We start from the raw sequence: 24,544 nt of genomic DNA, 5'->3' as shown, positions 1-24,544 counted from the left end.
TCCGACAAAGTAGCGCCGACAGGCGTTCATAAAGCCACGAGTATATTCACCCCTTTGCCGCGTTTTTGACTCAAAGAGGGAATTTGAGTCCAGATTCGACAAAGAGTGTGTGTATTTATTACTCGAATTATAAATGTCATTCGCTAAGCTGCATGGTTATGCCGGTAAGCCTTGGTCATAAAAGCATTTTGTCTTCTTTAGCCCCCCGGTTTCGCTTGCAACATTTATCCTTAACGATTCAGCAAGTATTTAATGTTGCTTTTTTGTAAACGGATTAACACTCTACCAAAATCCTGCTATGCTGCCCGACGCGGTATCCGGCATTTACCCTACAAACTGCTGTCTCACAGGAGCGTGAAGAGAATCGCCTGCCGCATATGACAATGAGAGCGAGGAGAACCGTCGTGCTAAAAGAATACCGTGAGCACGTAGCTGAGCGTGCAGCCGTTGGGATTGTTGCAAAACCCTTAGATGCAACCCAAATGGCCGGCCTGGTTGAGCTGCTGAAGAATCCGCCTGCTGGCGAAGAAGAATTCCTGTTAGACCTGCTGATTAACCGTGTACCGCCGGGCGTTGACGAAGCCGCCTATGTTAAAGCTGGATTCCTTGCCGCTGTAGCCAAAGGCGAAGCGACCTCCCCACTGGTTACCCCTGAAAAAGCGATTGAACTGCTCGGCACAATGCAGGGCGGTTACAACATTCATCCGCTGATCGACGCGCTGGATAACGAAAAGCTGGCACCGATTGCCGCCAAAGCGCTGTCCCACACTCTGCTGATGTTTGATAACTTCTACGATGTGGAAGAAAAAGCAAAAGCCGGTAACCCGTTTGCGAAGCAGGTTATGCAGTCCTGGGCCGATGCCGAGTGGTTCCTGAACCGCCCGCAGCTGGCCGACAAAATTACCGTCACCGTCTTCAAAGTGACCGGTGAAACCAACACCGACGACCTGTCTCCGGCGCCGGATGCCTGGTCTCGTCCGGATATCCCGCTGCACGCGCTGGCGATGCTGAAAAACGCCCGTGAAGGCATTGAGCCGGATCAGCCAGGTGCTGTCGGCCCTATCAAACAGATCGAAGCCTTAGCGAAAAAAGGTTTCCCGCTGGCCTACGTCGGTGATGTTGTCGGTACGGGCTCTTCCCGTAAGTCGGCCACCAACTCCGTACTGTGGTTCATGGGCGACGACATTCCGCACGTGCCGAACAAGCGCGGCGGCGGTCTGTGCCTTGGCGGTAAAATTGCGCCAATCTTCTTCAACACTATGGAAGATGCCGGTGCGCTGCCAATTGAAGTCGATGTAAACAACCTGAACATGGGCGACGTTATCGACGTATACCCGTTTAAAGGTGAAGTGCGTAACCACGAAACCAACGAACTGCTGGCAAACTTCGAGCTTAAAACCGACGTGCTGGTTGACGAAGTGCGCGCCGGTGGCCGTATTCCGCTGATCATCGGCCGTGGCCTGACCACCAAAGCGCGTGAAGCGCTGGGTCTGCCGCACAGCGAGGTGTTCCGCAAAGCGAAAGACGTGGCGGAAAGCAACCGTGGCTTCTCTCTGGCACAGAAAATGGTTGGTCGTGCCTGCGGCGTTGCCGGTGTCCGTCCGGGCGCTTATTGCGAACCGAAGATGACCTCTGTCGGCTCTCAGGACACCACCGGTCCAATGACCCGTGATGAACTGAAAGATCTGGCGTGCCTGGGCTTCTCTTCTGACCTGGTGATGCAGTCCTTCTGCCACACTGCGGCTTATCCGAAGCCGGTCGACGTAACCACCCACCACACACTGCCAGACTTCATCATGAACCGTGGCGGCGTGTCGCTGCGTCCGGGCGATGGTGTTATCCACTCCTGGCTGAACCGTATGCTGTTGCCGGATACCGTCGGTACCGGTGGTGACTCCCATACTCGTTTCCCGATCGGCATCTCCTTCCCGGCGGGCTCTGGCCTGGTGGCATTTGCTGCCGCGACCGGCGTCATGCCGCTCGATATGCCGGAATCAGTGCTGGTGCGCTTCAAAGGCAAAATGCAGCCGGGCATCACTCTGCGCGATCTGGTACATGCGATCCCGCTGTACGCTATCAAGCAGGGCCTGCTGACCGTAGAGAAGAAAGGTAAGAAAAACATCTTCTCTGGCCGCATCCTTGAAATTGAAGGTCTGCCGGATCTGAAAGTAGAGCAGGCGTTTGAACTGACCGATGCCTCCGCTGAACGTTCTGCTGCGGGCTGTACCATCAAGCTGAACAAAGCGCCGATCGTTGAGTATCTGAACTCTAACATCGTACTGCTGAAGTGGATGATCGCAGAAGGCTACGGCGATCGTCGTACGCTGGAGCGTCGTGTTCAGGGCATGGAAAAATGGCTGGCGGATCCGCAGCTGCTTGAAGCCGATGCTGACGCGGAGTACGCGGCAGTGATCGACATCGATCTGGCGGATATCAAAGAACCTATTCTGTGCGCGCCGAACGATCCGGACGATGCGCGTCTGCTGTCTGACGTGCAGGGCGAGAAAATCGACGAAGTGTTCATCGGCTCCTGCATGACCAACATCGGTCACTTCCGTGCCGCCGGTAAACTGCTGGATAACCACAAAGGTCAACTGCCGACGCGTCTGTGGGTGGCTCCGCCAACCCGTATGGATGCGGCTCAGCTGACTGAAGAAGGCTACTACAGCGTGTTTGGTAAGAGCGGGGCGCGTATTGAAATCCCGGGCTGTTCACTGTGCATGGGTAACCAGGCGCGTGTGGCTGACGGTGCGACGGTAGTTTCTACCTCAACCCGTAACTTCCCGAACCGTCTTGGTACCGGCGCGAACGTCTTCCTGGCGTCTGCTGAGCTGGCGGCCGTCGCGGCACTCATTGGTAAACTGCCAACACCGGAAGAGTACCAGACCTTTGTTGCTCAGGTAGATAAGACCGCGGTAGATACCTATCGCTATCTGAACTTCGATCAGCTCTCTCAGTACACCGAGAAAGCTGACGGGGTTATCTTCCAGACCGCAGTATAACAAATGCTCCCCTCTCCTGTGGGAGAGGGGCTGGGGTGAGGGCACCAGATCGCAGGGTCTTGTCCTCACCTTTTTATTTTCATTCCTTCCACTCGTTCCGCTTTTTTTCTTCCTCTCTGCTGCGATAATTAACGTAATGGCTTTGCAGAGGAAAACGCTATGGATTACGAATTTCTGCGCGATCTTACCGGTGGGGTGAAGGTGCGGATGTCGATGGGCCACGAGGCCGTAGGCCACTGGTTCAACGAAGAGGTTAAAGACAACCTCGCCCTACTGGAGGAAGTGGAGCAGGCTGCGCAGGCGCTCAAAGGTACCGAACGTTCATGGCAGTGTGCCGGGCACGAGTACACCGTGTGGATGGATGGCGAAGAGGTGATGGTACGCGCCAATCAGCTTGAGTTTTCCGGCGACGAGATAGAAGAAGGGATGAGCTATTACGACGAAGAGAGCCTGTCGATGTGCGGCGTTGAAGACTTTCTACAGGTGATCGAGGCTTATCGGGTATTCATTAAACAGAAATAACCAACGCGGAGCGTCCCTGCTCCGCACGGGTTTTACACCGCCGGGATATTTCTGGCGTAGTAGATTTCGCGCATTTCCTTCCACAACAGGTCCGTAATCACCTTCCGTTCTTCTTCCGTCAAATCTTCCGGTTTGGTGTGGAACATGTAGTGCTTAAGGTCGAACTCTTTAAGCAGCATCTTGGTATGGAAAATATTTTCCTGATAGACGTTCACATCTACCATGTCGTACAGCGCCTTCATGTCATCAGACATAAAGTTCTGAATCGAATTAATCTCGTGATCGATAAAGTGCTTCATGCCGTTCACGTCGCGGGTAAAACCGCGCACGCGATAATCGATGGTCACGATATCCGATTCAAGCTGGTGGATAAGGTAATTCAGTGCTTTCAGTGGCGAAATCACGCCGCAGGTAGAGACTTCAATATCCGCGCGGAAGGTGCAAAGACCGCCCTCCGGATGGCTCTCCGGATAGGTATGGACGCAAATATGGCTCTTATCGAGATGGGCCACAACGGCCTCAGGCAGCGGGCCCGGGTGTTCGGTTTTATCGATAAGCGTAGGATCGATGGGTTCTTCGCTCACCAGGATGGTGACGCTCGCGCCCTGTGGTTCGTAGTCCTGACGGGCAACGTTCAGGATATTTGCCCCGATAATAGAGCAGGTTTCTGACAGAATTTCGGTCAGACGGTTGGCGTTATAGAGTTCGTCGATATAGGCGATATAACCATCTCGCTCTTCCGCTGTTTTGGCGTAGCAGATATCGTAAATACAAAAACTCAGGCTTTTGGTCAGGTTGTTAAAGCCATGTAGTTTCAGCTTTTTCAATTTATTATCATCTCCTTAGGATGACTGTGAAGACAGTGCATCTTGTAAATACTGTGGCAGCGCGAAGGCAGCCGTGTGGATAGCCGGGTTGTAATAACGGCACTTCAGGCCTGCGCTACGAAAACGCGCCTGGATAATTTCCGGGGAAAGATGGCGCAGCGCTTCGTTATCGGTCGCCCATGCAAAGGTCATGATGCCGCCGTAGTAGGTCGGGATCGCCGCCTGATAGAACCCCACATCAGTGAAGTAATGGCTCAGTTTGCGGTGGCTGTCGATGGCTTCATCCTGCTGCAGGAAACAAACACCGTTCTGGGCAACAAAAATCCCACCCGGATTCAGGCAACGCTTGCAGCCTTCATAAAACGCTGAGGTAAACAGGCTCTCACCAGGACCAATAGGGTCGGTACAGTCAGAGATGATGACATCAAACGTTTGTGACGTTTGGTTGACGAAGTTAACCCCGTCGTCGATCACAAGGTTAAAGCGCGGATCGTCGTAGCTTCCGGCATTATGGTTTGGCAGGTACTGGCGGCAGAAAGAGACCACGCCTGCGTCGATTTCTACCATGGTGATGCTTTCGAGCGCGGTGTGGCGGGAGACTTCGCGCAGCATTGCGCCGTCGCCGCCGCCGATGATAAGCACGTGCTTTGCATGGCCGTGAGCCAGCAGCGGAACATGGGTCATCATTTCGTGATAGATAAATTCATCACGTTCGGTGGTTTGCACAACGCCATCCAGCGCCATTACCCGGCCAAATGCCGCGTTCTCGAAGATGATAAGATCCTGATGATCGGTCTTTTCATGGTACAGCACGTTATCAACGGTAAAGTACTGACCAAAGTTGTTGTGCAGCGTTTCGTGCCACAACGGATTGTCGGCCATAGCGGATACCTCCTTTGTTAACACCCCTTCAAAATGGGCGCAACATCATAGCCGACGGTGACCGTGGATGCACGGTCAAACTATCGACAGGAAGTTACTTGACGTAGGCGAGGAGGCTCAGGGAGTCGCGGGCCAGCGCTTTGCATTTTTTTGCAGTGGGAATACGGATCCCGCTCAGGTCGCGATAGCTATCTTCGCCAAGCGCCTTCATGTTGAAGGTGTCGTAGTTACTGAGATCCCACTGGTTTTGCTGAGCAAAAAAGACCAGTGCGCGACGGATTTGCCCGTTGGGTAAATTCTGGTAGCCACAGTCGTTTTTCAGAAAGACAAATACGGCGGTCAGGTCAGCCATATCTTCTGCCTCGGACTCGCTTAACGCGTAGCTGCTGCAGGAGAACGCGAGCAAACTGCCGAGCACCAATGTTCTGAAAAACGTCGTCATTTCTTCTACCTTACATCGCGGATGCTCAACGTTAGCACACTTCATATTTAGCCGCCGATCTTTATTATTATCTTTCTGCTTGACCTTGCCGCAAGGGGAGGGTTTAAGCTCAAACATTCGCCAGCAGAAGAATAAGGAAGTCAGAATGCATCGTCGTGAATTTATCAAACTCACTGCCGCGATTGGCGTTGCCAGCGCATTACCGGCATGGAGCCGTTATGCTTTCGCCGCGCAATACCCGGCGCTTCCGATCCCAGAATTATTGAGCCCCGATGCGGCAGGCCGCGTTACGCTGACCATTCAGGCCGGTAAAACGCAGTTCGGTGCGCATTCTGCCACCACCTGGGGCTATAACGGAAATCTGCTGGGCCCGGCCCTGCAATTGCGTCAGGGCAAAGCGATTACCGTTGATATTCATAACCAGCTTCCACAAGAGACGACCGTTCACTGGCACGGACTGGAAATCCCGGGTGAGGTTGACGGCGGTCCGCAAGGCATCATTCAGCCGGGCGCATCAAGAAGCGTCACGTTTACGCCAACTCAGCAGGCGGCAACCTGCTGGTTCCATCCCCATCAACACGGTAAAACTGGCCGCCAGGTTGCGATGGGGCTGGCGGGTCTGGTACTGATTGAAGACAATGCCATACGCTCTCTGCTGTTGCCAAAACAGTGGGGCATCGACGACGTGCCGGTCATCGTCCAGGATAAAAAATTTACCGCTGACGGCCAGATTGATTACCAGCTCGACATCATGAGCGCCGCCGTGGGCTGGTTTGGCGATACGCTCCTCACCAACGGCGTGATGTATCCCCAGCATTCGGCACCGAAAGGCTGGCTGCGTCTGCGGCTGCTCAACGGCTGCAACGCGCGTTCCCTTAACTTTGCCACCAGTGACAACCGCCCGCTGTACGTTATCGCAAGCGACGGCGGCCTGTTGGCCGAACCGGTAAAAGTCACCGAGCTGCCAATGTTGATGGGCGAGCGTTTTGAAGTGCTGGTGGATACCAGCGATGGCAAAGCTTTCGATATCATTACCCTGCCAGTGAGCCAGATGGGGATGGCGATTACGCCATTCGACAAGGCGCATCCGGTATTGCACGTTCAGCCGCTGGCGATCCCTGCCTCCGGTACTCTACCGGATACGCTGAGCTCAATCCCGGCGCTACCAGCGTTGGAAGGGCTGACCCAGCGCACTCTGCAGCTCTCTATGGACCCGATGCTCGATATGATGGGTATGCAGGCGCTGATGCAAAAATATGGCAGTCAGGCGATGGGTAATATGGGTCATGGCGGCATGATGGGCAATATGGATCATGGCGATATGATGGGTAAGATGGACCATGGCAGCATGATGGGTCATGGCAATATGGGCCAGATGAACCACGGCGATAAAGGCTTTGATTTCCATAATGCGAACCGCATCAACGGCGTGGCTTTTGATATGAATAAGCCCATGTTCGCGGCAGAAAAAGGGAAGTACGAGCGCTGGCAGATCTCTGGTAAAGGCGACATGATGCTGCACCCGTTCCATATCCACGGCACCCAGTTCCGCATTCTCTCAGAGAACGGTCATGCTCCTGCCGCACATCGCGCTGGCTGGAAAGATACGGTTCGTGTCGAGGGGGGTGTCAGCGAAGTGCTGGTGAAATTCGAGAATGATGCGCCGAAAGAGCAGATGTACATGGCGCACTGCCATCTGTTAGAGCATGAAGACACCGGGATGATGCTTGGGTTTACGGTGTAGTCTGCTGCGGTTTGAAGCCCTCACCCCGGCAGGGAGTCACCAAACAATCCCCTCTCCCTTAGGGAGAGGGTCAGGGTGAGGATAAAGATTTACTTCACATCATCCGGCAATGCATAAGCGACAATATAGTCACCCATCTTCGTTCCGAATGAACCATGACCGCCCGCAGAGATAACAACATACTGCTTGCCATCCACTTCATAGGTCATCGGCGTTGCTTGTCCGCCCGCTGGCAGACGCGCCTGCCACAGTTTCTCCCCGTTGGTCATGTTGTATGCGCGCAGATAGTTGTCTGCGGTCGCCGCGATAAACAACACGTTACCCGCGGTAGAAATTGGGCCACCCAGCATTGGCATCCCCATGTTGAACGGCACCGGAACCGGCATCGGGAACGGCATGCTGTCCTGCGGGGTACCAATACGTTTTTTCCACGCGATCTGGTTGGTTTTCAGATCCAGGGCGGAGATATAACCCCACGCCGGCTGTTTACACGGCAGACCGAACGGTGAAAGGAACGGATTCAGGGTCACGCCAAACGGAACGCCATACTGCGGCTGGATACCGGATTCGGTACCGCTGGCTTTCGCGTCCTTCGGCGGCTCTATCGGGTTGCCCGGCCCGCGTGGGATTAGACGAGAGACAAACGGCAGCGCCATCGGGTTGGCAATCGCCACCTGACGGTCAGGATCAACGGAAATCCCACCCCATTCGAACATCCCCAGGTTACCCGGGAATACCAGAGTGCCCTGCTCAGACGGCGGGGTAAAGATCCCTTCGTAGCGCAGTTTGTGGAACATCACACGGCACACCAGCTGGTCGAACATGGTGGCGCCCCACATGTCCGCATCGGTCAGATCTTTCTTCGGTCGGAAGCTGAGATCGGAGAACGGCTGGGTTGCGGAAACGTGATCACCTTTCGCGGCACCCTGCGGAACCGGTTTTTCCGGCGCCGGGACGACCAGCTTACCGTCACGACGATCGAGAACAAAAATGTTCCCGGTTTTCGCTGGGGCATAGATCACCGGAACGGTTTCGCCTTTTACGGTGATGTCAGCCAGCGTCGGCTGGGAAGGCATGTCCATATCCCACAGATCGTGGTGGACGGTCTGGTAGCTCCAGGCCAGTTTACCGGTGGTCGCGTTCAGCGCCAGAATCGCGCTCGCATAGCGTTCCTGCTCCGGCGTGCGGTAACCGCCCCAGATATCCGGCGTGGTAACGCCCATCGGGAGGTACACCAGATCAAGCTTCGCATCGTAGGCCGCAGGTGCCCAGGAGTTCGGCGAGTTCAGGGTGTAGTGGTGTTCGTCTTCCGGGATCGCGTTCGGATCTTTTGCACCCGGATCGAAGGCCCACAGCAGCTTACCGCTGTTAACGTCAAAACCACGGATAACGCCGGACGGCTCGCGGGTTGAGAAGTTATCGGTGACAGCACCTGCAATAACGATGGTTTTGTCGGTCACGATCGGTGGGGAAGTGGGTTCATACATCCCCGGCGTGGTCACCGGCTGGTTGGTTTGCAGGTTGAGGATCCCTTTGTTTGCAAAGGTTTCACACAGCTTACCGGTATCCGCATTGAGCGCAAACAGACGACCATCGTTCACCGGCAGCAGAATGCGGCGCGGACAGTCAGCCACCACATCCGCAGGGGCGTTTGCTGGCGTGGCCTCGTGGTAAGAGACACCACGACAGGTGACGTGCTGGAAGGATGGGTCAGTGTTGAGCTGCGGATCGAAGTGCCATTTCTCCTGCCCGGTTTTGGCATCCAGCGCAAACAGACGCTGGTGCGCGGTGCACAGATAGAGCATGTTGCCGACTTTAATCGGCGTCACTTCGTTAGTGATTTCACCCGGATCGTTAGGCTGCTTCAGATCGCCGGTACGGAATACCCAGGCCTCTTTCAGCTGGTGAACGTTGTCCGCGTTAATTTGCTTCAGCGGGGAGTAGCGCTGCCCCTCCTGATTACGACCATAAGCGGGCCAGTCCTGATCAGCAACGGTAGAAATCGGCGCCGCTGGCGTCGCATCGGTGCTCAGCGTGCCGTTGATTTCCTGCGGATCGTGGAAGCCGGCCCAGGTCAGGATGCCACCGCTTATCAGCAGCGCCACCACCAGTGCACATACGGCACCGCCGGAAGGGATGTGCAGACGACGCCAGACAAAGGGCAGAATCAGCCAAATGCCGAAGAACACCAGAATATCGCTGCGCGGCGTCAGCGCCCAGAAGTCGAAACCGACCTCCCACACGCCCCAGACCATCGTGGCGAGCAGCAGAGCGGCGTACAGCCATAGCGCACAGCGCTTACCGCGAAACAGCATGACGGTGACGGCAAGCATCACCAGACCTGCTACGGGGTAGTACCAGGAACCGCCAATCGCGGCCAGCCATACCCCTCCGATTAAAAGATATAGCCCGCAGAATGCTGCAAAGAGGGCCGTTAGCGTCACGAGAATTCGTGATTGTTGAGGTTTTGTTTCTGCCATAGAAAGACACCCACCAAATAGTTAATTTTTTAGTAGCAATTAATTATAGGATTTAACAAGTGTGATCGGAATCACAAATCGAGCTTTATGATCGCATGCACCGTATAAATGGTTTTGCTGGTATACTGTGCCGCTTGCTGATCAATACTGCTGCCACTGGCGGTGATATTGAGTGATTTACTCTTTAAATCAGATGGTTAGTTTAATGAAACATACTGTTGAAGTGATGATCCCGGAAGCGGAGATCAAAGCGCGTATCGCCGAATTAGGTCGTCAGATTACTGAACACTATAAAGATAGCGGCAGTGATATGGTGCTGGTTGGGCTGCTGCGCGGTTCATTTATGTTCATGGCTGACCTGTGCCGCGAAGTACAGGTATCACATGAAGTCGATTTTATGACGGCGTCGAGCTATGGCAGCGGCATGTCCACCACCCGTGATGTAAAAATCCTCAAAGATCTCGACGAGGATATCCGTGGTAAAGACGTGCTGATCGTCGAAGATATTATCGATTCTGGTAATACTCTGTCGAAAGTGCGCGAAATCCTGAGCCTGCGTGAGCCAAAATCCCTTGCCATCTGTACTCTGCTGGACAAACCGTCCCGCCGTGAAGTGGATGTGACCGTGGAATATGTCGGCTTTGCTATTCCGGATGAGTTTGTCGTTGGCTATGGTATCGACTACGCTCAGCGATACCGCCACCTGCCGTACGTCGGCAAAGTGGTCCTGCTGGACGAATAAAAAAAGGCCCCGCGGGGCCTTTTTTGTTATTTATGATTTACATGCTTAAGCTTCAGGTTGGAAATCCCGTGGCGGTAACGCTGCTCCAGAGTAGCGCGGCTGGTGGCGGTCACGTCGAGATCGCGTAACAGGCCATCGTGAATGCCGTAAGCCCAGCCGTGAACCGTGACCTTCTGGCCGCGTTTCCAGGCTGATTGCATAATGGTGGAGTGGCCCAGGTTATAAACCTGCTCCATCACGTTCAGCTCGCACAGGGTGTCGAGACGACGTTCCTGAGGCATTTCGCCCAGCAGTGAGCTGTGTTTGAACCAGATATCACGGATGTGCAGCAGCCAGTTGTCGATGAGGCCGAGTTCCGGATTCTCTACCGCCGCCTGTACGCCACCGCAGCCATAGTGGCCACAGATGATGATGTGCTCGACTTCCAGCACATCAACCGCGTACTGCACCACGGAGAGGCAGTTCAGGTCAGTGTGAATGACGAGGTTGGCGACGTTACGGTGAACAAAGAGTTCACCCGGCTCCAGACCCGTAAGGCGTTCAGCGGGAACGCGGCTGTCGGAACATCCAATCCATAGAAAGCGTGGTTTCTGCGCTTGTGCCAGTTTCTCAAAAAAACCGGGATCCTCTTCCACCAGCATTTTTGACCATAGTGCATTATTGCTGATGAGTGTATCTATATCTTTCATGGAGGTTAACGACCTGTAACCAAGTAAGTGCGTTGCGCTAATATAGGTCAACTCCATCATTTTTAAAACCACACATCGAGTGTCACAACACGATAAGAGACATTTAATGACCATTGCTCTGGAACTAAAACAGCTTAAAAAGACCTATCCGGGCGGCGTTCAGGCGCTGCGTGGTATCGATCTTAGTGTTGAAGCTGGTGACTTTTACGCGCTGCTTGGGCCGAACGGCGCAGGCAAATCAACCACCATCGGCATCATCAGTTCGCTGGTGAACAAAACTTCCGGCAGCGTGAGCGTATTTGGCTACGATCTGGGCAAGGACGTGGTCAACGCCAAACGCCAGCTGGGGCTGGTGCCGCAGGAGTTTAACTTCAACCCGTTCGAGACCGTTCAGCAGATCGTGGTGAACCAGGCGGGTTACTACGGCGTTGAGCGAAAAGAAGCCGTCGAACGTAGCGAAAAATACCTAAAACAGCTCGATCTGTGGGAAAAACGTAGCGAACGTGCACGTATGCTTTCCGGTGGGATGAAGCGGCGCCTGATGATTGCTCGTGCACTGATGCATGAGCCAAAACTGCTGATCCTCGACGAACCGACCGCCGGGGTGGATATCGAACTGCGTCGCTCTATGTGGGGGTTCCTGAAGGATCTCAACGACAAGGGTACCACCATCATTTTAACCACCCACTACCTGGAAGAGGCTGAAATGCTGTGCCGTAACATCGGCATCATTCAGCACGGAGAGTTAGTGGAAAATACCTCGATGAAAAATCTGCTCTCAAAGCTTAAATCGGAGACCTTCATCCTCGATCTGGCACCGAAAAGCCCTCTGCCGAAGCTCGACGGCTATCAGTACCGGCTGGTCGATACTTCCACGCTTGAGGTGGAAGTGCTGCGCGAGCAGGGCATTAACAGCGTCTTTAGCCAGCTCAGCGCGCAGGGTGTTCAGGTATTAAGTATGCGTAACAAAGCCAACCGTCTGGAAGAGCTGTTTGTGTCGCTGGTGAATGTGAAACAAGGAGAGCAGGCATGATGCAGCTTTATTGGGTCGCCCTGAAAAGTATCTGGGCGAAAGAGATCCAGCGCTTTATGCGTATCTGGATCCAGACGCTGGTGCCGCCGGTTATCACCATGACGCTCTATTTCATCATCTTCGGTAATCTGATTGGTTCACGAATTGGCGAGATGCATGGTTTTACCTACATGCAGTTCATCGTGCCGGGGCTTATCATGATGGCGGTGATCACCAACGCCTATGCCAACGTCGCTTCGTCGTTTTTTAGCGCGAAATTCCAGCGTAACATTGAAGAACTGCTGGTGGCTCCGGTGCCAACCCATGTCATCATTGCCGGGTACGTCGGCGGCGGCGTGGCGCGCGGCCTGTGCGTTGGCATTCTGGTGACGGCAATTTCGCTGTTCTTCGTGCCGTTCCAGGTCCACTCCTGGCTGTTCGTCGGACTGACGCTGCTGCTGACGGCGGTGCTGTTCTCTCTGGCGGGGTTGTTGAATGCGGTGTTTGCTAAAACCTTCGACGATATCAGCCTTATCCCGACGTTCGTACTGACGCCGCTGACCTATCTTGGCGGGGTATTTTACTCGCTGACGCTGCTGCCACCGTTCTGGCAGGCGCTGTCGCACCTGAACCCGATTGTCTACATGATCAGTGGTTTCCGCTTTGGCTTCCTCGGTATTAGCGACGTGCCGCTGGCAACCACCGTGGGGGTTCTGGTGGTCTTTATCGCCGCGTTTTACCTGCTCTGCTGGTATCTCATCCAGAAAGGACGCGGTCTGCGCAGCTAAACCCTTCGCCCGGCGGCTTGTCGCTGCCGGGCAACACTCCGCCGAAGTTTGACTTTTATCACCCCATCCGAATATTCACCCGGCTAAACTACATGTCTGCTAAGGAGACTTGTATGCTAGGTTGGGTTATTGCCTGTCATGACGACCGCGCACAGGAAATCATGGATCGCCTCGAAAAAAAGTTTGGGCCGCTGACGCAATGTCGGGCGGTGAATTACTGGCGTGGGCTCAGCGCTAACATGCTGAGTCGGATGATGTGCGATGCACTGCACCACACAGATTCAGGCGATGGGGTGATTTTTCTCACTGATATTCCCGGGGCGGCACCGTACCGTGTAGCATCGTTGATGAGCCACAAGCACAGCCATTGCGAAGTGATCTCCGGTGTCTATTATTCATTGTTGGAGCGAATGTATTCGCAGCGGGAGATCTTATCCAGCGAAGCCTTTCGCGATGCGATTGTTGCCAGTGGGGCGCCCGAGGTCAGCAGTCTGTGGCATCAGCAGCAGAAAAATCCACCCTTCGTGTTACTTCATGATTTGTACGCTGATTAACCATTGGTATTGATAGCGCTTTTGCTACAATAGCGGCAGTTTTCGCTGCCCGGTCAATCGTGTATGTTAACTCGTCTTGTCTTTGTCCTGCTGCTGGTGGTTTCTGGCAGCGCCAGTGCCACTCTTCTCAACCAGCCTGAGCTGTCCGCTCGTTATATGCAAACGACGGAAGATGCCACTATCTGGGCGAAAATCGGCAATCGGGTCGTCACGGTGGGTAACGTGCGCGGCGGGCAGATCCTGGCAGTAAAAACCACGAACGCGGATTACTATGAATTCAGCTTCGGTTTTGGTACCGGCTATATCGATAAAGGGCATCTGGAGCCGGTGCAGGGTGGCCTGCGGGTACAGGATAACCTCGGTGACCTGAACAAGCCGCTCAGCAATCAGAACCTGCTGACCTGGCGTGATACCCCTGTTTATAACGAGCCGCGAAATACCAGCGTTCCGTTTGGCGTGCTGGCAGACAATCTGCGCTACCCCATTATCAGCAAACTAAAAGACCGCCTGAACCAGACCTGGTATCAGATCCGTATTGGCGATCGCCTGGCGTGGGTCAGTAGCCTGGATGCACAGCAGGACAACGGTGTGCCGATCCTCACTTATCACCATATTCTGCGTGATGAAGAGAATACGCGCTTTCGCCATACTTCTACCACCACCTCGGTACGTGCGTTCAGTAACCAGATGACCTGGCTTCGCGATCAGGGCTACACCACCCTGACTATGTATCAGCTGGAAGGTTATTTGCGTAATAAACTCAATATTCCTGCCCGCTCGGTGGTGATTACTTTTGACGATGGCCTGAAGTCGGTCAACCGTTACGCCTGGCCGATTCTCGAGGAGTATGGTTTTAAGGCGACTGCGTTTATTATTTCGTCGCGGATTAAAATCCACCCACAAAAATGGGATCCAAAATCGCTGCAGTTTATGAGCATTTCTGAGCTACGCAGCATTCAGAACGTATTTGATATCCAGTCGCACACCCATTTTCTGCATCGGGTGGACAACCAGCATCGTCCGATTCTGTTGAGCCGTAGCTACCACAACATTCTGTTTGATTTTGAACGCTCACGCCGCGCGCTGGGGCAGTTCAACCCTCACGTGCTGTATCTCTCTTATCCGTTTGGCGGCTACGACGATAATGCGCTGAAAGCGGCGAATGATGCCGGTTTCCACATGGCGGTGACGACGGTGAAAGGGAAGGTAAAACCGGGGGATAATCTGTTCTTACTGAAGCGCCTGTATATTCTGAGAACCGATTCACTGGAGACCATGTCGCGGCTGATCAGCAATCAGCCGCAGGGGTAGAGTTACGCGACCTGAACCGGAATCGCTTTGGCGGTGCGCTTCATCTCGTTTTCGCCTTCAAAGTAGGCGACTTTCGGCTGCCAGCGGCGGGCCTCTTCGTCTGACATCATGACGAAGCTTGCGATAATCACAATATCGCCCACGTCGGCACAGTGCGCTGCCGCACCGTTCACGGAGATAATTTTAGAACCGCGCTCTGCCGCAATGGCATAGGTGGAGAAGCGTTTGCCGTTGTTCACGTTCCAGATATCAATCGCTTCGTTTTCAAGAATTCCTGCCGCATCGAGAAAATCCTGGTCAATGGCACAGGAACCTTCGTAGTGCAGGTCGGCCTGAGTCACTGTCACACGGTGAAGCTTACCTTGCAGCATTTTGCGAATCATTACGTCTACCTTTAATCATCATGCATTACCCTCTCCGCAGGAGAGGGTCGGGTGAAGGGATATATTCCCGGAGCCTGTATGCGCGCAGTATTGCCCGATTTTTAGTCGGTGTCTACTGGCCGAGCTCAACCACTTTATTATCAATCAGGCGAGCCTGACCAAGCCAGGCGGCAACGAGGATAACCGCACGTTTGCTGGTGTCAGAAACCTCCAGCAGCGTATCGGCATCGCGAATTTGCACTTCATCGCTGCGAAAGCCCTTATCGTTCAGTTCCTGTTCTCCAAGTGCGATCAGCTCGTCAAAATCACGCTCGCCGGCCTGCAGTTTTTCGGCAATACCGTTCATCACCTTGCTGATGCCCGGCGCGATTTTACGCTCGGCCGCGGTGAGATAACCGTTGCGTGAGCTCAAGGCCAGACCATCTTTGGCGCGGACAATCGGCACGCCGATAATCTCGATGTCGTAGCCCATATCCGCCACCATCTTGCGAATAAGCGCCAGCTGCTGGAAATCTTTTTCGCCAAAGCAGGCAACGTCTGGCTGCACCAGGTTAAAGAGCTTGCTGACAATCGTCGACACGCCGCGGAAGTGGCCCGGACGGCTCGCGCCCTCCAGCATGGTAGAAAGACCTGGAACATCGACGTAGGTTTGCGTATCGGTACCCAGCGGATAAATATCGGCCGGAGCGGGCGCGAAAATAAAATCCACTTTACGCTTGTTGAGCTTCTCGCTGTCTTCCTGCAGGGTGCGCGGGTAGCGCGCCAGATCTTCTGGTCGATCGAACTGCATCGGGTTCACGAAAATGCTCACCACCACCACATCAGCACAGGCTTTTGCCTCATCGACAAGCTTCATATGGCCATCGTGAAGGTTGCCCATGGTGGGAACCAGCGCAATACGTTTACCTTCCTGGCGCAGACGACGGATATGCTGACGCAGCAGCGGAAGGGTTTCGATAATCAACACAACAAGACTCCTTAATGGAAACTGTGTTCTTCGCCCGGATACGCACCGGACTCGACGTCAGTCATATACTGCCGCACCGCGGCGCGCATGTCGCCCGTTTGTTCGAGGAAATTCTTCGCAAATTTCGGGATATGCCCGCCGGTGATGCCGAAGGCGTCATGCATCACCAGGATCTGTCCGTCGGTGACGTTACCCGCGCCGATGCCAATCACCGGAATACGCAGCGCTTCGGTGACGCGTTTAGCCAGTTCTACCGGCACGCACTCCAGCACCAGCAGCTGTGCCCCGGCGGCTTCCAGCGCCAGCGCATCATCCAGCAGCGTCTGCGCTGCATCACCGCGCCCCTGTACCTTGTAGCCGCCGAAGATGTTGACCGACTGCGGGGTGAGGCCAAGGTGACCGCACACCGGCACCGCGCGCTCGGTGAGCATTTTAACCGTCTCAACCAGCCATGCGCCGCCTTCAATCTTGACCATATTGGCACCGGCACGCATTACCGCGGCGGCATTGGTGAACGCCTCTTGCGGGGTTGCGTAGGCCATAAACGGCAGGTCAGCGAGCAGCAGGCAGTACGGCGCACCGCGACGTACGGCGCGAGTATGATAAGCAATGTCTTCTACCGTGACCGGCAGGGTGGTGTCGTGTCCCTGGACCGTCATCCCAAGAGAATCACCGACCAGCATCACGTTCAGACCTTCGTCAGCGAACAGTTTGGCGAAGCTGTAGTCGTAAGCGGTAATGGTCGCGAAGCGTTTCTTTTCCTGTTTGTATTTCTGCAACAGGGAAATCGTGGTTGGTTTCATAGGAGTTCCTGATTACTAAGGCCGAATCTTGCGGCATTGTATCAGCAACTCCCGGGGGGACAAGTTTACCAGTGGGCAGGTTGTGCGCTATTCAGCTGTTTCAGGATGGCGGCAAGGGTTGTGCCGTCCGGGAAGGTGAGTTCAGGCGCGATTTCAAACAGCGGCCAGAGCATAAAGCCGCGGTTTTTCATGTCGTAATGCGGCACGGTCAGGCGCGGGGTGTCCAGAACCTGCTGGCCAAAGAGCATGATATCGAGATCGAGGGTACGTGGCCCCCAGCGTTCGGCTTTACGAACGCGACCCTGCTGCAGCTCAATGCGCTGCGTGTTATCCAGCAGCGCTTCTGGGGACAGGGCGGTTTCCAGCGCCACGGCGGCGTTCAGGTAATCGGGTTGATCCTGCGGCCCCAGCGGCGGTGTACGATAAAACGAGGAGAGCGCAACGACGCGGCTCTCCGGGATTTCGCCCAGTGCGGCAATGGCAGCGTTAACCTGGTCCAGCGGTGAGGCCAGATTGCTGCCGAGTGCAATATAAACCAGACTCACGCGCTGCCCTGACGCGGTGCGCGTTTACGTGGGCGGCGATGACGGCGGCGAGCGGCGGGCTCATCGCCCAAATCGTCCAGCATATCTTTCTGCGTCGGTGGCGCGGAGACCTGGAACTCACCCCACCACTGCGCCAGGCGCTGCAGTTCGGCGTTGCTCTCGGCTTCGGCGCGCAGTGCCAGCAGATCGTAGGCGGCACGGAATTTCGGATGCTCCATCAGCTTCCAGGCGCGTTTACCCTGACGGCGAGACATGCGCAGCTGCAGCTGCCAGATATCACGAACCAGCGTAGTAATGCGTTTCGGGATCGCAATTGAGCGACAGGCTTCGTCCAGCACATCGTTTGCGGCCAGGGCGAAGGCATCGTAGTAAGCGAGGCCGCTCTCCTGGGCAATCTTCTGCGCCATTTCCAGCAGCGGATACCAGAACATTGCCGCAAACAGGAACGCCGGGTTAACGCGCATATCGTTGTGAATGCGGTTATCGGTGTTTTTCAGTACCTGGGCAATGATGCGTTCCATCGGGCTGTCGCCATTCTCGGTGAAATAACGCGAGATGGTCGGGAACAGCGGCTGGAACAGATTGCATTCGCGAAGTCCGCGGTAGGTTTCAAAACCGTAACCCGCCTGCAGCAGCTTCAGCGACTCTTCAAACAAACGAGCCGGCGGCACGTCGTTCATCAGCGTTGCCAGGCGTGGAATAGGCTCGGCGGTTTCCGGGCTGATCCGCATGTTCAGCTTGGCGGCAAAACGCACGGCACGCAGCATACGCACCGGGTCTTCACGATAGCGGGTTTCTGGATTGCCAATCAGACGGATGATGCCGTCCTGCAGATCCTGCATACCACCGACGTAATCGCGAACCGTGAAATCCGCCACGCTGTAGTAGAGACTGTTGATGGTGAAATCGCGGCGCTGCGCATCTTCCTCAATGGAGCCGAAGATATTATCGCGCAGCAGCATGCCGTTCTGGCCGCGCTGGGAGGTAGCGCGATCGTCAGGCGAGCCATCGTGGTGGCCACGGAACGTCGCCACTTCGATAATTTCAGGGCCGAACATGACGTGAGCCAGGCGGAAGCGACGGCCAACAAGACGGCAGTTGCGGAATAGTTTACGCACCTGGTCTGGCGTTGCGCTGGTTGTCACATCGAAATCTTTTGGTTTTTTGCCCAGCAGTAAATCACGCACACCACCACCTACAAGGTAAGCTTCATAGCCTGCCTTGTTCAGGCGGTAGAGAACCTTGAGGGCATTTTCACTGATATCTTTGCGGGAAATAGCATGCTGCTCACGCGGGATGATAGTCATCCTGGGTCTGGCGACGACGAGTTCAGCCTCGCTCTCCTCACGGCTTAGCACCTTGCGGCAAAAATTAGCGACTCGGGTAAAAATGTTACACCTCGGTAGTTGTATACAGGCTGCGTCCCGTCATTGTGCGAGACCAATGGCGGGACGCAGTCGGGATTCGGACAAAAAATAGCGGCTAATCATAGCTCAGCAAAACGCGTTTGAGAATGATGGATTTCCGGTACCGCCGAAAGATCCCAGTTAGCCACCGCATTTTTAAGCAGCGCTTCAACGCTCATATCCCGCCACTCTTCAATAATATCCTGCTGTAGAAACGCCAGTGCCTTAATCAGCTCGGGACGCGGATCGCCATTCGGCAGCGCCGGGGCATGGTTCTGTTTCGATAGCTTATTGCCATCGTGATTCAGCGCCAGCGGCAGGTGAATATAATCGGGAGCCTGCCAGCCAAAATGGTGATAGAGCGAAATCTGTCGCACGGTCGGTTCGATAAGATCGGCGCCGCGCACAATTTCCGTCACCCCCTGGAAATGGTCGTCGACCACTACCGCCAGGTTATAGGCAAATAAACCGTCGCGGCGATGAATAATAAAATCTTCGCGTGCGAGGGCGGCGTCGGCAGTAATTTCACCACGTAGCTTATCGTCAAAGCGTAGCACGGGTTGCTGCTGACGCAGGCGTAGCGCTGCATTTTCAGGGCCTAACCCTAAATCACGGCAGTGACCGTCGTAGATGCCGCCGAGGCTCTGAATTCGGGCACGCGTACAGGCGCAGTAATAGCTAAGCCCCTGTTCAGCAAGCCAGGCAAGCGCGTCGCGGTAGGCGTCGTGTCGTTGGGATTGCCAGAGGACGTCACCATCCCAGTGAAGACCGTAATGTTCCAGCTGACGCAGGATGGACTCTGCCGCACCGGGAACTTCACGTGGAGGATCGATATCTTCGATACGTACCAGCCAGGTACCGTGATTCGCGCGGGCCTGCAGGTAGCTGCCAAGCGCGGCAATTAAAGAGCCGAAGTGTAATTCACCGGAGGGAGATGGCGCAAAGCGCCCAATATAGTGTGATTCAGACATAGTTGTGGTTACAAGGCGGGAGAGACTCCCGCCTTTAGATGGTCTACAGGGCTGGAATTAACCGGCCATCTGTTTTTCGCGGATTTCAGCCAGCGTTTTGCAGTCGATGCACAGATCGGCTGTCGGACGCGCTTCCAGACGGCGGATCCCGATTTCAACACCGCAGGATTCGCAGTAGCCGAAATCTTCGTCTTCGACTTTCTTCAGCGTTTTTTCAATCTTTTTGATCAGTTTGCGCTCGCGGTCACGGTTACGCAGTTCGAGGCTGAACTCTTCTTCCTGTGCGGCACGGTCCACCGGATCCGGGAAGTTAGCAGCTTCATCCTGCATATGAGTAACGGTGCGATCGACTTCATCCCTGAGTTGATTACGCCATGCTTCAAGAATACGTCTGAAGTGCGCCAGCTGGGCTTCGTTCATATACTCTTCGCCCGGTTTCTCTTGATACGGCTCCACCCCAGCGATGGCGAGAATACTCAGGGACGATGTTTTACGGTTTTGCCCTTCTTGCATGTTGCTTCTCCTTAACACGCACTATCGATCCCCAGGTGGGGGAAAAATCAGGCCGCTATAAATAGCAGATGCTTTTCCGGATAGCAATTATCTAAACGTTACACTTGACAACCCTGTGAGGAAAAGCGTATTTGCGCACGCGACCAGCACACTTATTGTTCGTCGTTATAACACGACGGGTATAGGCTCATTGAGAGTCATCATATCGGCAGAAAGTTCCGCTTTAAATGCCAGAATTTCAACCCCTTTGTTTTTTGCCTCATTCAACAATTGCGCGTATTTCGCATCGATGTGGCGCGCAGGTGAAAAACAGGTAATGGCCGAGTGAAGCACTGCAAAAAAAACCACAGCGCGATCGCCTGCGGCTACCACGCTCATGAGCTCCCGAAGATGCTTTTGACCCCTTTCAGTCACCGCGTCCGGGAAATAACCGTACTCATTTTCCGCCAACGTTACCGATTTCACTTCAATATAGCAGTTACGACCGTCATCTGCCTGTAGCAAAAAATCAATTCGACTTCGTTCTTCGCCATATTTTACTTCGCTTTTCAGCACGCTATATCCTGTGAGCGGAGCAATGACATCATTCTGTAATGCTTCTTTCACTAACATATTGGCGCGTAAAGTATTAACACAAATAAAGGCGCCTTGCTGGGTCTGCGTTATTTCCCATGTATGCGCATATTTGCGTTTAGGATTATCTGATGTGGAATACCAGACGGTATCTCCCGGCGTAGCGCAACCGGTCATTGCACCGGTATTGGGGCAGTGCAGGGTGAGGGTTTCGCCCGCTGGCGTCATCACGTCGGCAAGAAAGCGTTTATAGCGTTTGATGAGCGTAGCGGATTGTAATGGGGGCGAAAATTGCATCACGTGTCCTGTTATTCGGTTAATGTCCAGCGCTGAAGCGGGGTGTAACGGGTGCGTCCTTGTGAATACGACGATTCATACAGCACAAACTCGTTCACCGGCACCTGCCAGTGAAAGCCCGGCGGTGGAATGCTTACCGCGTGGCCTGCATCACGCAGCAGAGTAAGGTGCGGGTGAAATGGCTGCGGGCTTTGGTAGCAACCGCTGCGGGCCGCCTGGGCGCGAAGCATACTGGCAAGCTGCAGCAATCCCCGGGGCGGCTGGCGGGTGCCAAGCCACACCACGCGGGATCGTAGCCACTGTCCGGCATCGTCAAGATGCAGGGTAAACCCGGGCTGGCGAATACGTCCGGCCATTGCGGCGAGCGCCTGCTGCTTTTCCGCGCTCACTTCACCTAAAAAGGCCAGCGTGATGTGCAGATTTGCCGCCGCGATCGGGCGGCCGGCTTCGGGCGGAAACTGCCCGGCGCGCCAGCGGACAATCTGTCGTTGAATATTGCCCGGTATTTCAACGGCAAAGAACAGCCGTTTTGGCTCTGACATCTCGGTTTCTCGGTAATCATTTATGGCGATGCTACAATGCATGACCCTGAATGTTAACTCTTCGGAGCGTTTTGTGTCCCTGTTACCGGTTGCTACAGTCCTTCCCGAACTTCTTCAGGCGCTGAGTCATGCGCCGCAGGTCTTGCTCAACGCGCCCACCGGCGCGGGGAAATCGACGTGGCTGCCGCTGCAAATTCTGGCTCAGGGCAACATTCAAGGTAAAATTATCCTCCTTGAGCCACGTCGGCTGGCGGCGCGTAACGTCGCGGAGCGGCTGGCAGAACAGCTCGGTGAAAAAACCGGACAAACCATCGGCTACCGGATGCGTGCCGAGAGCTGCACTGGCCCGGATACCCGCCTTGAAGTGGTAACGGAGGGGATCCTGACGCGCATGTTGCAGCACGATCCAGAGCTGAACGGCGTGGGGCTTGTGATCCTCGATGAGTTCCACGAGCGTAGCCTGCAGGCAGATCTCGCGCTGGCGCTGCTGCTCGACGTTCAGCAGGGGCTGCGGGACACGCTTAAGCTGCTCATCATGTCGGCGACGCTCGATAACGATCGTCTGCAGCAGCTGCTGCCAGAGGCGCCGACCATTATCTCCGAGGGGCGAAGCTACCCGGTGGAGCGCCGCTATCAACCACTGGCGGCGCATCAGCGCGCCGACGAGGCGATTGCTATCGCCACGGCCGAACTATTACGTCATGAATCCGGATCTCTGCTGCTGTTTTTACCGGGAGTAGGGGAAATTCTGCGCGTGCAGGAACAGCTCGCCTCACGCATTGCCGACGATACATTACTGTGCCCGCTGTACGGTGCTTTGCCGCTCAGCGAGCAGCGGAAAGCGATTCTGCCTGCACCTGCCGGTAAGCGTAAAGTGGTGCTGGCGACCAACATTGCGGAAACCAGCCTGACGATTGAAGGTATTCGCCTGATTGTCGACAGTGCGCAGGAACGGGTGGCACGTTTTGATGTGCGCACCGGGCTGACGCGGCTGGTCACGCAGCGCATCAGCCAGGCTTCGATGACCCAGCGCGCCGGGCGTGCCGGGCGCCTGGAGCCGGGTGTTTGTCTGCACCTGATAGCCAAAGAGCAGGCCGAGCGGGCGGCGGCGCAAAGCGAGCCGGAGATCCTGCAAAGCGATCTCTCCGGGCTGCTGCTGGAGCTTTTACAGTGGGGCTGTCAGGAACCGTCACAGCTCAGCTGGCTCGATCTTCCTCCGGCGGTCAACCTTGCGGCGGCGCGCCGACTGCTGGCGCAGCTACAGGCGCTGGAAGGCGAACGTCTGTCTGCGAAAGGCCGAAAGATGGCCGAGCAGGGTAACGATCCGCGTCTGGCGGCGATGCTGGTAGCGGCAGAGGGAGCCGATGAAATCGCCACGGCGGCGAAGGCGGTGGCGATCCTCGAAGAACCGCCGCGAAACGCCAGCACGGATCTTGCTCATGCCTTTTCCCGCAACCAGCCTAACTGGCAGCAGCGCGCCCGGCAGCTCGCGAAACGGCGTGGTGGATCGCCGGGTGAGGCGGATATTGAGCTGCTTCCGGCACTGCTGGCGCGGGCGTTTCCCGACCGTATTGCCCGTCGTCGGGGGCAGGAAGGTCGTTACCAGCTTGCAAACGGTATGGGGGCAATGCTCGACGCCGACGACGCGCTGGGCCGCCATGAATGGTTGATTGCGCCACTGCTGCTGCAGGGCAGCCAGTCGGCGGATGCCCGTATTCTGCAGGCGCTACCGGTAGAAGTTGATGTGCTGATCGCACGTTGTCCGTGGCTGTTAAGCCAGTCTGATACCGTTGAGTGGGACGACGAGCGCGGTACGTTAAAAGCCTGGCGCCGCCTGCGAATTGGTGAGTTAACCGTGAAGACTCAGGCGCTGGCAAAACCTTCGGAAGAGGAGCTGCACCAGGCGATGCTTAACGGCATCCGCGACAAAGGGCTCTCGGTGCTGAACTGGACGCCGGAGGCAGAGCAATTCCGTCTGCGTTTGATGAACGCGGCAAAATGGCTGCCGGAAGAGGAGTGGCCTGCGGTTGACGACGCGTCGTTACTGGCTTCGCTTGAGCGCTGGCTTCTGCCGCAGCTGACCGGGGTTCACTCGCTGCGGGCGCTTAAGGCGGTGAATATTCATGAAGCGTTACATAATCTGCTGCCATGGTCTTTACGTCAGCGGCTGGTGACTTCGCTTCCCACGCATTACACTGTGCCCACCGGAAGCCGAATCGTAATACGTTATCATGAGGATAATCCTCCGGCTCTGGCGGTGCGCATGCAGGAAATGTTTGGTGAAGCCACGACCCCAACGATAGCCGAGGGGCGTGTGGCGCTGGTGCTTGAGCTGTTATCGCCGGCACAGCGTCCGCTGCAGGTCACCCGCGATCTCAGCGCGTTCTGGAAAGGGTCTTATCGCGACGTTCAGAAAGAGATGAAAGGTCGTTACCCGAAGCATGTATGGCCCGACGATCCTGCAAATACTGCGCCCACCCGGCGCACAAAGAAATATTCATAGGCGAAAAATTGAGAGATTTCTTCTGGTTCGCCGAAATGAAAGAGAT

The 24,544-nt window shown here is 55.2% G+C and carries 23 protein-coding genes; 9 read left to right on the top strand and 14 right to left on the bottom strand.

Annotated features, from left to right (window positions below):
- Positions 1-404 precede the first annotated feature (404 nt).
- On the top strand, positions 405-3,002 hold the full coding sequence (gene acnB, locus GYRE_RS00430; protein ID WP_112471436.1) for a bifunctional aconitate hydratase 2/2-methylisocitrate dehydratase: 2,598 nt from the start codon (positions 405-407) through the stop codon (positions 3,000-3,002).
- A gap of 159 nt (positions 3,003-3,161) precedes the next feature.
- Positions 3,162-3,524, top strand: coding sequence for a protein YacL (yacL, locus tag GYRE_RS00425; RefSeq protein WP_006817173.1), 363 nt, complete (start codon positions 3,162-3,164; stop codon positions 3,522-3,524).
- Between the two features lie 32 nt (positions 3,525-3,556).
- On the opposite strand, the gene speD is transcribed toward yacL, so the two are convergent.
- The 3 genes from speD to GYRE_RS00410 form a co-directional block, all read right to left on the bottom strand.
- Positions 3,557-4,351 carry an adenosylmethionine decarboxylase gene (gene speD / locus GYRE_RS00420; protein WP_006817174.1) on the bottom strand — a complete coding sequence of 265 codons (795 nt, stop codon included), beginning with the start codon at positions 4,349-4,351 and terminating at the stop codon, positions 3,557-3,559.
- Positions 4,352-4,366: 15 nt separating this feature from the next.
- The gene (gene speE / locus GYRE_RS00415; RefSeq protein ID WP_038252118.1) at positions 4,367-5,233 is read right to left on the bottom strand and encodes a polyamine aminopropyltransferase; all 867 of its coding nucleotides are present in this window, start codon (positions 5,231-5,233) and stop codon (positions 4,367-4,369) included.
- A gap of 94 nt (positions 5,234-5,327) precedes the next feature.
- Positions 5,328-5,675, bottom strand: coding sequence for a YacC family pilotin-like protein (locus GYRE_RS00410; protein WP_038252117.1), 348 nt, complete (start codon positions 5,673-5,675; stop codon positions 5,328-5,330).
- Positions 5,676-5,820: 145 nt separating this feature from the next.
- Between GYRE_RS00410 and cueO the strand changes: the two genes are divergently transcribed.
- Positions 5,821-7,419, top strand: a complete 1,599-nt coding sequence (gene cueO / locus GYRE_RS00405; RefSeq protein WP_038252116.1) for a multicopper oxidase CueO — start codon at positions 5,821-5,823, stop codon at positions 7,417-7,419.
- An 89-nt stretch (positions 7,420-7,508) separates the two neighbouring features.
- On the opposite strand, the gene GYRE_RS00400 is transcribed toward cueO, so the two are convergent.
- Entirely contained in the window at positions 7,509-9,899 is a 2,391-nt protein-coding gene (locus tag GYRE_RS00400; protein ID WP_006817178.1) for a glucose/quinate/shikimate family membrane-bound PQQ-dependent dehydrogenase, read from the bottom strand.
- Between the two features lie 205 nt (positions 9,900-10,104).
- Between GYRE_RS00400 and hpt the strand changes: the two genes are divergently transcribed.
- Positions 10,105-10,641, top strand: a complete 537-nt coding sequence (hpt, locus tag GYRE_RS00395; protein WP_166791138.1) for a hypoxanthine phosphoribosyltransferase — start codon at positions 10,105-10,107, stop codon at positions 10,639-10,641.
- A 26-nt stretch (positions 10,642-10,667) separates the two neighbouring features.
- On the opposite strand, the gene can is transcribed toward hpt, so the two are convergent.
- A complete protein-coding gene (gene can, locus GYRE_RS00390; RefSeq protein ID WP_038252115.1) occupies positions 10,668-11,330 on the bottom strand; it encodes a carbonate dehydratase in 663 nt (220 codons plus the stop codon).
- 106 nt (positions 11,331-11,436) lie between these two features.
- Here can and GYRE_RS00385 point away from each other — a divergent pair, with 106 nt between their 5' ends.
- From GYRE_RS00385 to GYRE_RS00370, 4 genes are all read left to right on the top strand, one after another.
- Positions 11,437-12,363 (top strand): ABC transporter ATP-binding protein, encoded by a 927-nt coding sequence (locus tag GYRE_RS00385; RefSeq protein WP_038252114.1) that lies wholly within the window; start codon positions 11,437-11,439, stop codon positions 12,361-12,363.
- Entirely contained in the window at positions 12,360-13,130 is a 771-nt protein-coding gene (locus GYRE_RS00380; RefSeq protein ID WP_006817182.1) for an ABC transporter permease, read from the top strand. The genes GYRE_RS00385 and GYRE_RS00380 overlap by 4 nt, the downstream gene beginning before the upstream one ends.
- Before the next feature lie 113 nt (positions 13,131-13,243).
- On the top strand, positions 13,244-13,684 hold the full coding sequence (locus GYRE_RS00375; RefSeq protein WP_038252113.1) for a PTS sugar transporter subunit IIA: 441 nt from the start codon (positions 13,244-13,246) through the stop codon (positions 13,682-13,684).
- A gap of 63 nt (positions 13,685-13,747) precedes the next feature.
- On the top strand, positions 13,748-14,995 hold the full coding sequence (locus GYRE_RS00370; RefSeq protein WP_006817184.1) for a polysaccharide deacetylase family protein: 1,248 nt from the start codon (positions 13,748-13,750) through the stop codon (positions 14,993-14,995).
- Positions 14,996-14,997: 2 nt separating this feature from the next.
- Here GYRE_RS00370 and panD read toward each other — a convergent pair whose 3' ends face one another.
- The 9 genes from panD to thpR form a co-directional block, all read right to left on the bottom strand.
- A complete protein-coding gene (gene panD / locus GYRE_RS00365; RefSeq protein ID WP_006817185.1) occupies positions 14,998-15,378 on the bottom strand; it encodes an aspartate 1-decarboxylase in 381 nt (126 codons plus the stop codon).
- Positions 15,379-15,490: 112 nt separating this feature from the next.
- On the bottom strand, positions 15,491-16,345 hold the full coding sequence (panC, locus tag GYRE_RS00360; protein ID WP_038252112.1) for a pantoate--beta-alanine ligase: 855 nt from the start codon (positions 16,343-16,345) through the stop codon (positions 15,491-15,493).
- 11 nt (positions 16,346-16,356) lie between these two features.
- Positions 16,357-17,148 (bottom strand): 3-methyl-2-oxobutanoate hydroxymethyltransferase, encoded by a 792-nt coding sequence (gene panB / locus GYRE_RS00355; RefSeq protein WP_038252111.1) that lies wholly within the window; start codon positions 17,146-17,148, stop codon positions 16,357-16,359.
- Between the two features lie 65 nt (positions 17,149-17,213).
- Positions 17,214-17,693, bottom strand: coding sequence for a 2-amino-4-hydroxy-6-hydroxymethyldihydropteridine diphosphokinase (folK, locus tag GYRE_RS00350; protein ID WP_006817189.1), 480 nt, complete (start codon positions 17,691-17,693; stop codon positions 17,214-17,216).
- Positions 17,690-19,084, bottom strand: a complete 1,395-nt coding sequence (pcnB, locus tag GYRE_RS00345) for a polynucleotide adenylyltransferase PcnB (protein WP_209319619.1) — start codon at positions 19,082-19,084, stop codon at positions 17,690-17,692. The genes folK and pcnB overlap by 4 nt, the downstream gene beginning before the upstream one ends.
- 95 nt (positions 19,085-19,179) lie before the next feature.
- The gene (gene gluQRS, locus GYRE_RS00340) at positions 19,180-20,070 is read right to left on the bottom strand and encodes a tRNA glutamyl-Q(34) synthetase GluQRS (protein WP_038252110.1); all 891 of its coding nucleotides are present in this window, start codon (positions 20,068-20,070) and stop codon (positions 19,180-19,182) included.
- A gap of 57 nt (positions 20,071-20,127) precedes the next feature.
- A complete protein-coding gene (gene dksA / locus GYRE_RS00335; protein WP_001155227.1) occupies positions 20,128-20,583 on the bottom strand; it encodes an RNA polymerase-binding protein DksA in 456 nt (151 codons plus the stop codon).
- Between the two features lie 165 nt (positions 20,584-20,748).
- Complete coding sequence (gene sfsA / locus GYRE_RS00330) at positions 20,749-21,453, bottom strand: DNA/RNA nuclease SfsA (RefSeq protein WP_038252105.1); 705 nt, start codon at positions 21,451-21,453, stop codon at positions 20,749-20,751.
- Between the two features lie 11 nt (positions 21,454-21,464).
- Positions 21,465-21,995, bottom strand: coding sequence for an RNA 2',3'-cyclic phosphodiesterase (gene thpR / locus GYRE_RS00325; protein ID WP_038252104.1), 531 nt, complete (start codon positions 21,993-21,995; stop codon positions 21,465-21,467).
- A 73-nt stretch (positions 21,996-22,068) separates the two neighbouring features.
- Between thpR and hrpB the strand changes: the two genes are divergently transcribed.
- Positions 22,069-24,498 carry an ATP-dependent helicase HrpB gene (gene hrpB / locus GYRE_RS00320; RefSeq protein ID WP_038252127.1) on the top strand — a complete coding sequence of 810 codons (2,430 nt, stop codon included), beginning with the start codon at positions 22,069-22,071 and terminating at the stop codon, positions 24,496-24,498.
- Positions 24,499-24,544: the final 46 nt, after the last annotated feature.

This window comes from Yokenella regensburgei ATCC 49455 (assembly GCF_000735455.1).
GTDB lineage: Bacteria > Pseudomonadota > Gammaproteobacteria > Enterobacterales > Enterobacteriaceae > Yokenella > Yokenella regensburgei.
Note: the sequence above shows the minus strand (reverse complement) of the source record. Positions and strands in the feature narration are given on the sequence as shown.

Coding starts and splice junctions, on each gene's coding strand:
- speE (WP_038252118.1), bottom strand. CDS start 5,233: ATGGCCGACAATCCGTTGTGGCACGAAACGCTGCACAACAACTTTGGT.
- dksA (WP_001155227.1), bottom strand. CDS start 20,583: ATGCAAGAAGGGCAAAACCGTAAAACATCGTCCCTGAGTATTCTCGCC.
- cueO (WP_038252116.1), top strand. CDS start 5,821: ATGCATCGTCGTGAATTTATCAAACTCACTGCCGCGATTGGCGTTGCC.
- GYRE_RS00380 (WP_006817182.1), top strand. CDS start 12,360: ATGATGCAGCTTTATTGGGTCGCCCTGAAAAGTATCTGGGCGAAAGAG.
- GYRE_RS00370 (WP_006817184.1), top strand. CDS start 13,748: ATGTTAACTCGTCTTGTCTTTGTCCTGCTGCTGGTGGTTTCTGGCAGC.
- panB (WP_038252111.1), bottom strand. CDS start 17,148: ATGAAACCAACCACGATTTCCCTGTTGCAGAAATACAAACAGGAAAAG.
- sfsA (WP_038252105.1), bottom strand. CDS start 21,453: ATGCAATTTTCGCCCCCATTACAATCCGCTACGCTCATCAAACGCTAT.
- gluQRS (WP_038252110.1), bottom strand. CDS start 20,070: ATGTCTGAATCACACTATATTGGGCGCTTTGCGCCATCTCCCTCCGGT.
- GYRE_RS00385 (WP_038252114.1), top strand. CDS start 11,437: ATGACCATTGCTCTGGAACTAAAACAGCTTAAAAAGACCTATCCGGGC.
- GYRE_RS00400 (WP_006817178.1), bottom strand. CDS start 9,899: ATGGCAGAAACAAAACCTCAACAATCACGAATTCTCGTGACGCTAACG.
- hpt (WP_166791138.1), top strand. CDS start 10,105: ATGAAACATACTGTTGAAGTGATGATCCCGGAAGCGGAGATCAAAGCG.
- panD (WP_006817185.1), bottom strand. CDS start 15,378: ATGATTCGCAAAATGCTGCAAGGTAAGCTTCACCGTGTGACAGTGACT.
- GYRE_RS00410 (WP_038252117.1), bottom strand. CDS start 5,675: ATGACGACGTTTTTCAGAACATTGGTGCTCGGCAGTTTGCTCGCGTTC.
- can (WP_038252115.1), bottom strand. CDS start 11,330: ATGAAAGATATAGATACACTCATCAGCAATAATGCACTATGGTCAAAA.
- yacL (WP_006817173.1), top strand. CDS start 3,162: ATGGATTACGAATTTCTGCGCGATCTTACCGGTGGGGTGAAGGTGCGG.
- GYRE_RS00375 (WP_038252113.1), top strand. CDS start 13,244: ATGCTAGGTTGGGTTATTGCCTGTCATGACGACCGCGCACAGGAAATC.
- thpR (WP_038252104.1), bottom strand. CDS start 21,995: ATGTCAGAGCCAAAACGGCTGTTCTTTGCCGTTGAAATACCGGGCAAT.